General features: G+C 58.7%; 6 protein-coding genes. 1 reads left to right on the top strand and 5 read right to left on the bottom strand.

The window, feature by feature from the left end; all coding sequences use genetic code 11:
- Both VJR68_RS01655 and VJR68_RS01650 read right to left on the bottom strand, forming a co-directional pair.
- Nucleotides 1-758, bottom strand: a 758-nt coding sequence (locus VJR68_RS01655; RefSeq protein ID WP_324145806.1) for an alpha/beta hydrolase, incomplete at its 3' end; no start/stop codon positions are given.
- 154 nt (nt 759-912) lie between these two features.
- On the bottom strand, nt 913-1,203 hold the full coding sequence (locus VJR68_RS01650; RefSeq protein WP_324145805.1) for a hypothetical protein: 291 nt from the start codon (nt 1,201-1,203) through the stop codon (nt 913-915).
- 301 nt (nt 1,204-1,504) lie between these two features.
- Here VJR68_RS01650 and VJR68_RS01645 point away from each other — a divergent pair, with 301 nt between their 5' ends.
- Nucleotides 1,505-3,307 (top strand): MASE1 domain-containing protein, encoded by a 1,803-nt coding sequence (locus VJR68_RS01645; protein ID WP_324145804.1) that lies wholly within the window; start codon nt 1,505-1,507, stop codon nt 3,305-3,307.
- Nucleotides 3,308-3,770: 463 nt separating this feature from the next.
- Here the strand turns inward: VJR68_RS01645 and VJR68_RS01640 are convergent, their stop codons facing one another.
- The 3 genes from VJR68_RS01640 to VJR68_RS01630 form a co-directional block, all read right to left on the bottom strand.
- Nucleotides 3,771-6,605, bottom strand: a complete 2,835-nt coding sequence (locus tag VJR68_RS01640) for a TonB-dependent receptor (RefSeq protein ID WP_414647717.1) — start codon at nt 6,603-6,605, stop codon at nt 3,771-3,773.
- Between the two features lie 328 nt (nt 6,606-6,933).
- Nucleotides 6,934-8,889, bottom strand: coding sequence for a glycoside hydrolase family 127 protein (locus tag VJR68_RS01635; RefSeq protein WP_324145802.1), 1,956 nt, complete (start codon nt 8,887-8,889; stop codon nt 6,934-6,936).
- A gap of 401 nt (nt 8,890-9,290) precedes the next feature.
- Nucleotides 9,291-9,425, bottom strand: a complete 135-nt coding sequence (locus VJR68_RS01630) for an XRE family transcriptional regulator (RefSeq protein ID WP_324145807.1) — start codon at nt 9,423-9,425, stop codon at nt 9,291-9,293.
- Nucleotides 9,426-9,430 lie beyond the last annotated feature (5 nt).

The following is a 9,430-nucleotide window of genomic DNA, read 5'->3' as shown; positions in this document are numbered from 1 at the left end:
GTGTACTCAGGCTCACGTGGCATCAACTCGTGCCCCACTTCCTGCACCGGCATCTTCACATGCAATGGCGCGGCGGGGTCGGCATCGATGGCCGACAGCACCGCGAGGGCCGCGACCGGGTAGAACTCCCCTTGTTTGATCGCCGCGTCCACGTCAGCATAGGTCTTGAATTGAAGCAAGCCATGCCAGGAGGCGCTATTGCCATAACCGATGTCCTCGATGGCATCCAGGCAACAGGGGCTCATGGCGTAGACCACGGAAAAGACGTCCGGCCGATGCATGGCCAAGCGTATGGCTCCAAACCCGCCCATCGAAAGTCCCGCAACGCCACGGCTGCCTGCCGTCGCGAGTGTGCGGAAATCATGATCGACACGAGCAACGATTTCCTCGGCGATGAAATCCTCCCATCGTCCCGTCACCGGCGAATTGGCGTAGAAACTGCCCAATAGGCGATTCATGGCATTGGGCATCACGACGATCATTTCCTTGATCGCATGCTTGGCAATGAGATCATCCAGCATGGCCGGCACGTTGAAATGATGAATCCAGGCGTCGTTGGTGTCGCCGTAACCATGCAGCAGAAAAACCACGGGATAACGCTTCGTGGATCTTTCATAGAAGGGTGGAAGATAGACGGCAAACGTTTGATCGACGGGATCACCTACCAGATTGCCGGCCAGCGCGGCGGAATGAATGGAAATCTGTTTGAGGGTGCCGATGGGGTGCGCCCAAGCTGGACCAGTCAGCAGCGCCAGCAAGACGATCATTCGTTTAACCATGGACTGCATCTGTTTTCCTTAAGCGTTAGATCGGGCTATGAAAGTGCGAGGCGCGTAAAAGGGTTGGACGCCTATCCAGTCAAAGTGATGCGTACTGACGTTGCCGATGCCGGTTGATGGCAGGGGTCGTGCATCAATCATTTGAAGCCTCGCCCTTTCCCAGTGGCGACGATTCGGATCGCGCGGCGAGAAGGGCACGCAGGTTTTGCTCCATCTCCGCAATGGTGAGCGGGAAATAGCCTTCCTCACCCTCCGACTTGAGCCATCCAGCGATACGCTCATGAGTTGCATGAATATCGCCGTGGCGCAGCGCGGATGCAACATCGTCCTCGGCAACGTAACCGACCTGGCAGATCAGCCGCCACAGCCAATTCATCTTCAACGGATTCACGCCGCGATTGAGCGGAGGCTGCTTGTAATCCATCCGATACCCCCTTGGCGAAGTTTCGCGTGAGTCTAGCCTGCTTCGATACCGGGCGCCCTTCAGGTAGTCGGGCCTTCGTCGTCAGATCGAAATGTCTGTTTTGCTGCTCGAACAGGCATGCCCGCCAAGGCTGGGATTTCATCCCGGCATTAACGCAAGAAAGGGGCCAAACTAAGATGAGCGCCCTGCTGGGATGTCTTAACCGGCGTTATTCGGGTTCCCGGCCCGCCTCGATCCAATAGAACTTCGATCTAGGCTTATACTTACGGCTATTGGCGAGGGGTGTGGGGCGGTGCCAAGTATGCCCACATCATTCCGGTATGCGTTTTCCGGTGAAAGGCCATTACACCCGCACTTCACGGGTAACATTCAAAGATTGTGTTTATGGGCTGATATCAGATGGGCCCAATGGGAAAACAGCAAAGCGTTACCGCATCTCGGGCAAGGGGCACGGAGCATGGGGAAGGAAACACGGGTTCGTGGGCTTAAATGGATCATCCAGATTGCCGTGGCTGTCGCTTATGCGTTGGCTTACTGCGCGATACGACCATTTTCCGATGCTCACTGGTCACTGACTTCGGGCCTGAGATTTGCGTGCCTGTTGCTGATTCCTTACCGCTACTGGGTGGCCTTGGCGATCGGCGAGGCGATCCCGTTGGCCTATTCGGTCTTTCAGGGCGTTGAGCTGTTTGGCGTGGTGACCGCCTCCATTTGGTCGGTTCCCCCTGTGGCGATTGCCATGCCTGTTGTGTGGTTTTGTCGCAGTCGATTGGCGTTGTTTCCAGCACAGCGTGTCGTCGATATGAAAGTGCTTCTCATCTGTGCGTTAGTAACGTCGCTGCTCTGGGCGATCATCACCTACGTGGGATATCTCACCGCGACTGATCCCACAACGCATGTAAGCCTGATCATGTTTGCCGGAGTTTTCGTGGGCAGCTATGTCGCTATCCTCACGATAGCGACTTGGCCGCTATTTCTTCGGGTTGCGCGCAATGGCCGCTCGATACGGGAAATGTTGGTAGAGGCAACGAATAGCCCACTCACGTCTGATACCGTTCTTTGCGGTTTGCCGGCACTGATAGTAGTTGCCTTCATCAGTGCCAAGGCGGATGCAAATAGTGCGGTCGTCATGCAAATGTCGCTGTTTATTCCAGTGGCTTGGCTTACGCTCAAATATGGCTGGCGTGGAGCCGCAGCGTCAGGTCCTCTCGCCGTGGCTTGCGTCTGCGTCCTTACGCTTTCGGTTCCTGATCCGATGGTGATACAGGCGCAATTCTTCGTCGCGTTCGCCGTCACTTTCTTGTTCGCTATGGGGGCACGCATTACGTCCCAACTTCACGCACAACAGCAGGAACGCCTATCGGTAGGCAAAGCACTCAGCGTCGCCCAACAAGTGCTACACCAGGGTGAACTTCGTATGCGGCAGGCATCGGCGCAATTGGACCTCGTTGGCGGGGCGGTATCGCTTGCGCATGGGCGAATTTTGCGAAATGTGCAACGGTTCTTGACGGCCGACGAACGTGCGACCCTTGCCAGGGACGCGGCGCAGACGAAAGCCCGCATTTACGGTCTTGCTGAGTCGTTTCATCCGGTCGCCTGGCGTGAGCGCGGATTGCCGGCGGCACTCAAGGAAACCATTGGGCGCGTGCTGGACGAGGCAGGCATTGCTTACAACTTCGAAATGGGCGGCCGCGGTTTATCGCAGTTAGCCCCCGCAGTGCATCAAGCAATCTATCGCGCGGCATGCGAGGCGATTGTTCAGGTATGCACTCAACTCACCTGCTCGCAGGTCACATTGGTGTTGCGCGGAGGCAGGCTGCATGGTCGCCGCTGGGCTGCTCTTCGCGTAGTGGGCGTCACCGACGACACGGACGTAGGCAGGCTGGCGCGTCGCATTGCCCTATCCGGCAACATTGCGGTAAAGCTTGGCATGAATCTAAATCAAGGGCCGTCCCTTACCACGCAAGCAGAATTGTTCGACGGCATTGTGCATTCCAGGCGCGGCGCAACATGCGCTAGCGTTTCCGTGCTGCTTTATGATGCGCAATACTTAAGGACCGTTGAGCGATGCCAGTCGCATCAAACTCAATTGTGGGTGCGTTGAAGTTATCGCAGCACCCACGGTGGGCTCGATGGTGTTAGCTGCGTCGACCGCCTCCACAGTTGTACGTATTGCAAATCGTGTCAGTTGTCGCGCCATTGAGATGTGATATCGCCGTAGCCGTTGTCGGGCCGCTGCGATAAACCTTGGCGGTACCGGGTGCGGAAGTTTGCACAAAGGCAGTAGACGTCAAGCCGATAGCAATAAGACCGCCGAGTAAAGCGTTACGAATTTCTTGGGTGCGTGACATTTGGGTTTTCCCCTTCGAGAGCCGGTAGACCACCTACCGGATTGGCCGAATTTAGCAGGGGAAAAATGCACGCAGTGATGGAGTGCTCGGGGCATGGGTGACCCAAAAGCAGTTGCTTAGCGATGGTTTTTAATATTTCACATCGACTACACGCATAGCTTATGAAACACCCATGTCAGCGATCGTACGTCGCACGATCGCCGGTCAATGGTCCCCTTAAAACGACACCGTCGCCCGCATCCAGTAATACCGCCCAATCAAGTCATACGTATACGCGTCCGTATTCCCATTGCTGCCCCATTGATAAAACATCGGCGGCTGTTTGTCGGAAAGGTTGTCGATGCCGGCGGACAGGGTGGTGTGGTATTTCGCCAGCGCATAGCTGCCGGAAATGTTGTGGAACACGTAGGCGCCGATGGGATGCACGACGCCGGGAATGCTTTCGTCGGCGGAGTAGCCTTGCGAGAGATCGGCGCTGCCGACGCGGGTGCGCCCGACGTAGCGCATGGTCCAGCTTGCGCTCCATGGGCCTTTGCTCCAGTTGAGCGTGGCCAGGCCGCGCCAGCGCGGAAATTCGCCGTACACCGAGCAGTAGGAGCCGGCGCAATGCGTCACCGGTACGGCGCTGTCGCCGGGTGCGGTGTCCACGTCGTAACGCTGCATGTAGGTGCTGGCCAGGCTGACGTTGACCTTGCCGTAGTCGCCGGCGTTGAAGCTGTATTGAATGGTCGAATCGATGCCGCTGGCCGAGGTTTCGCCGAGATTGACGGTAGGCAGGCTGATATAGCTGATCTGGCCGTTGCCGGCGCGATGGATCAGGCTGCAAAGCCGGTCGCTGAAGTAGCACTCGTTGAGGATAGTGGTGGGGTCCAGGCCATCGACGATGGTGTCGCGCAATTGAATGCGCCACGCATCGGCGCTGAGCGACAGGCCCGGCAGCCAATGCGGGTCGTAGACCACGCCGTAATCGAATGAATGGCCGAACTCCGGTTTCAGGTCATAGCCCGCCGCGGCCGAACCGGAGCCTCTGACGCCAAGCTGCGGGTTGCTCTGCTGAAAGCTGCCGTCGGTCGGCACATTGGCGCAGGCCTGCGGATGCCCGCCGGTGTAGCCGTTGCAGATGTCGGTGGCGGCGAGGGCGCCGCCGGATGTGCCGCCGAACAGTTCGTTGATGTTTGGCGCGCGGAACACCTGCGATGCCGTGCCGCGCACCAACAAATCGGCAATCGGCTTCCATTCCAGGGCAATCTTGCTGTTGGTGGTGGTGCCGGAAAGGCTATAGCGAGAGAAGCGCGAGCCGATGTCGATGTTCAAGGCATGCGCGAACGGCAGATCGGCCAGCACCGGCACGAACAATTCGCCATATGCCTCTTTCACGTTGTAGCTGCCGCTGAGCTGGGTGGCGCAGAACTCCACCACGCCGCAAAGGCCGGCATAGGGACCATCGTTGATCGCGATGGCATTGGGCGTATCCGTGCCATCTGATTGCGATTCGCGGCGATACGAAAGACCGGCGGCAAGATTCACGGCGCCGGCGGGCAAGTCGAACAGCTCACCGTTGGCGCCCATTTCAAATTGCTCGAGCGTATAGCGGTAGAACGAATCGGGATTCACTACCAGTTTCTTCAAAGCCGCGATCGAGGCGGGGTCGTTGGGATTGAAGATGTTGATCGGCGTGCAATTGGCAATCGGCGCCGATGGCGTACCGCAGGTGACCGCGCCACTGCCGGACAGGAACGACGGACCGATCGCCTGCTCGAAGGCCGTATAGTCGAGGAAGCCGTTGTTGAGCGTTTTCTGCCTCACCTTGCCGTAATTGATGTCCACGTTCCATTGCCAGCTGCTATCGCCGAAATTGCCGCGTATGCCAGGCGTCATTTGGAAATCGTAGGTCTTGTTGACGTAGGTGCGATTGCCCAGCGAGGTCAGGCGGATATTGAAATCGTTGTAGCCGTTGCCGGTGGTGCGATCGGTGCCGAAGTTGAGCCCGAACGGGTTGTAGTAATTGGTGGATGGAACCAGGAAATCATCCGAGTTCGCGAAGATCGGTACCGGTGCGATGACCGACGACGCCGACGTCCTCGTATAGAACATGTTGAAGTAGGCTTCGACGTTCGGCGTGATTTTGTAGGAGCCGAACAGCGAGATGTTGCTGCGGTCCTGCGGCGTAAGCAGCAGGTTGTACGGCGCGTAGTTGTAGGAGTCGGTGGTCGAGTTGTACGGGTGATAATCCGCCAGAGTGGGGGCGCCTGTGGTGCCGTTATTGAGCGTGACATAGGTGCCGCTGGCATCCTGGATCAAGCCGCCTGGCGTTGCCGAGGAACCCACTTTCACCACTTGGCCATTGCGAAACGCCAGTGTGTACGCCGAGTAGTCGCGTGCACCGGATGCAATCGGATTCTGCGTCTGGTGAGTGAGCGATACGATGAACTTTCCACGCTCGCCGGATAGCCCCGCCAGCAGATTGAAGCTGCGGCGATTGCCATCGCTGTGCGAGCTTTCGCCGTAATCGGCACTCAGCTGCACGCCTTGGTAGTGGTCTTTCAGGATGAAATTCACCACGCCGCCGATTGCATCCGAGCCGTATATCGATGACGCGCCATCGGTAAGTACTTCGACGCGCTCGATCATGTTGGCCGGAATGCTGTTGACGTCGTTGTAGGCCACACGATGTCCGTTCACCAGCACCAAGGTGCGGTTATCACCCAGACCGCGCAGCGAAACGGTCGATGCACCGGTGCCGCCGCCGCTGTTGATGCTGGGATTGGTCGCGTTGCCCGCCACGGACGGCAGGTTCTGCATCAGGTCGCCCAGGGTCGGCTTGCCGCTGGCGACAATCTGGCCGCTATCGATGGTGGTGACGGGATTGGCCGTTTCCACGTCGACGCGCCGGATCAACGAGCCGGTCACCGTGACGGCCTGGAGTGTCTTGGCCTTGGCATTGGAGGTGTCACTGTTTTGCGTTGGCGACGTCGAGCCGTTGTCTTGCGCATACAGCGTGCCGCTTGCAAGCAAGCCGAATGTCAGCGCAACGCGAATGGCCTGCGCCATCAGCGAGGAACGGCGATGGGATGAAGGGCTGACCGAAACACAAGATGCACTGACCATGTTGTTCTCTCACTGGAATGGACGTGACGTATGAAAAAGGCGCAGCACTGACCGTGCACCGGCAAGCGGCGCAGACCGAAGACAACGTTGAAAGGCTCCATGCCTGTCCGCTGCCGTCACGAGGGCGGCATGCGCAATGGCTATTCCGATGTATCCTTATGGCTCGGCGCAAGCACCTTGCCGTCCCCCTTGACGAACGCAGCGGTGAGCGCTCACTGCCGCGGATCGTTCCTGATCGGCGCGCACCGCAGTCACGGTGCGCGCACTACGTTCATCCGTTGCCGGAAGACGTGTCGCTGTCGTTCTGCCAATAGACCGCATAGCGTTCGCCGTAGATCTCGTTCAACGGCGCAACGGCTTGCTTGTCTTGGCTGGTAGTGGCTTCAAAGCGCAGTTCGTCCGCGGAGACGACGCGCATCCAATCGGTGGTGTTCGGCGTGGCGGCGGTGATGCGCGGTGCAGGCTGCGCGGGTGGCTCCGGATCAGGACCGGTGCCATAACCACCGTACTGCACGGCATGCGTGAGGCCCTCGCTGCCGAGCCGCGCCGCTAGCACCAGCGGGCCGTACAGCATGGCGATCTGGTTGTCGTCGCCAGGCAGCGGCATGGTGTGCAGCTGCATCGGCAGATCGAGTTCCACGCGATCGCCATCGTGCCATTCGCGCCGCACGCTCAGGTAACTGCCGGGCGAAGCAAACGCATCCAAGGCCTGGCCATTCACCCGCACTTTCGCGTTGGGGCCGATCCAGGACGGAATGCGCAGATGCAGCGCAAACTGTTTCGGTTGCGCCAGCTTGAGTTGCAGGGTGGTGCGTTGTTCGCGCGGGAAGCGCGTCTCTTGGCGCAAGCTGATACCTTGCTCCGCCCAGTTCAGTTCGGAAGGCACGAACAGGTTGACGTAGAGATCGTCCCCATCGTGGAAATAGATGTTGTCGTTGAAGCGCGCAAACTCTTCCGCACCGGTACCGGTGCAACACCAGAACGAATCGGTGGGCGAGTTGTAGAACTTGTTGGCGCCTGCACGCAGCGGGTAGAAGTAGAGCTTCATCCCGTCCGCATCCTGCGTGCCGAGGCGGGCGTTGTAGAGCGTGCGTTCGTAGTAGTCGAAGGCGCGCGGATCGCCGTTCCAGCTGTAGACATGACGTGTGAGCTTCAACATGTTGTAAGCCACGCAGGATTCGGCCGTGTACAAGCCGAGCTGACCTTTCAGGTCGCCGGGACCGGTCTGCCAGAACTCGCCATTGCTGGTGCCGCCGGTAACGTAAGTGCGGTTTTCCGTGACGGTTTCCCAGAAGAACTCGGCCACCCGCCGGTAGCGCGGTTCGCCAGTCAGTTCATAGCGCCGCGCCGCGCCGATGATCTTGGGAACCTGCGTGTTGGCGTGCAGCCCCTTCAATTGATCGCTATAGGCGGCCAGTGGATCGAACAGCGACGCCTGGTCGAAGCGATGCGCCGCATCACGATAGCGTTCATTGCCGGTAATGGCGTACAGCTCATACATCGAATCGTTGGTGCCGCCGTATTCGGTCTTGAGAATGTGTGCCATTTCTTCATCGGAAAAACCATTGACCCAATGCACGAGCCAGTCGCCCATGCCGATGGCGACTTGCAACGCTTGCTGATTGCCGGCAAGGCGATACATGTCGAGCAGGCCGGCCTGGATCTTGTGGGTGGTGTAGAACGGCGCCCAAACTTTCTGGCCGCGGCTCAACCGATCGAAGAAGCTTTCGGGAAAAGCGCTGAGATAACCGTTCGGGCGCTGGCAGGCGGCAAGCGCCTTTACCAGTTCATCGCCGCGCGCCTTGAGTGCCTCGTCGCCGTTGCTGGCATAGGCCAGCGCGCAGGCCGAAAGATAATGGCCGCCGGCAAAATGGCCGCGCAATTCGCAATCGGGCTTTTCCCAGCCGCCTAGCGGTGTAGCGTGCGAGGCAATGCCGGCTTGCAGGCGAAAGGTATGCATCAGCCGATCGGTGGGCAGGCTTAGCAAGTAATGCCGGTTGATGGCGGCGGCACGCGTGAAATCGCTATCCAGCAAATGCACTTGATTCAGTGCAAATGACTGCACGCAACGTACCGCTTGATCGGGAATGGCCTGCTTGGGTGACTTTGATTTTCCGGCCGGCTCGGCCAGATCGAATGCGCCTGCGCGCGGTGCGGCGACGGCTGCGGCAAGAGCAGTTGCCGCACCCTTGAGAAAACGCCTGCGTTGATCTACCCCGTGCTGCATGCCACTCCCCCAAAAAAACGCTGGTAACGGCCGAATTGTCGCTTTGATAATACAAGTAATATGAAACGTGGTCGGCTTTCATCCTGCCGTAATAATCAACGAGACGTCTTGTGCCAATTACTGCACTTCGGTGCGGAATTTCGCACAAGGCTCGTGCAAAGGGGCAAGCGTCGCGTAAAGCCCGCGTGAAAGCGGATGTGCTCGCCGGCTTGAACGTGCAGTGGCTAAGGAAATAGCCCGTGCACGTCTAGGGGAGGAGTACGCCGGCGTGTCCGACCGGCGGAGGTGGCGCCGTGCACGGGCCTGTCCGCATGGTGCGACCGCTCCCCAAGGCGGTCTTGGTGAAATGCCGCGGCTTGCATGCGGATGTGTGCATAGTCGCCCTTGTCGTAGGTTCAATGTTATCGCACGCGCACTTCCACTCGCTTGCCAGCGCGATGCAGCAGCCCAATCAGCTTGTCGGCGCTGAATTTTTCTGTTTTGTGATTGATGATTTCGGAAATGCGAGTACGGGGAATGCCTAACTCGTCAGCCAGCGCCT

Origin of the sequence: Dyella sp., assembly GCF_035277725.1 — a bacterium.
Classification (GTDB): domain Bacteria; phylum Pseudomonadota; class Gammaproteobacteria; order Xanthomonadales; family Rhodanobacteraceae; genus Dyella_B.
This window is presented reverse-complemented; position numbering and strand designations above follow the sequence as displayed.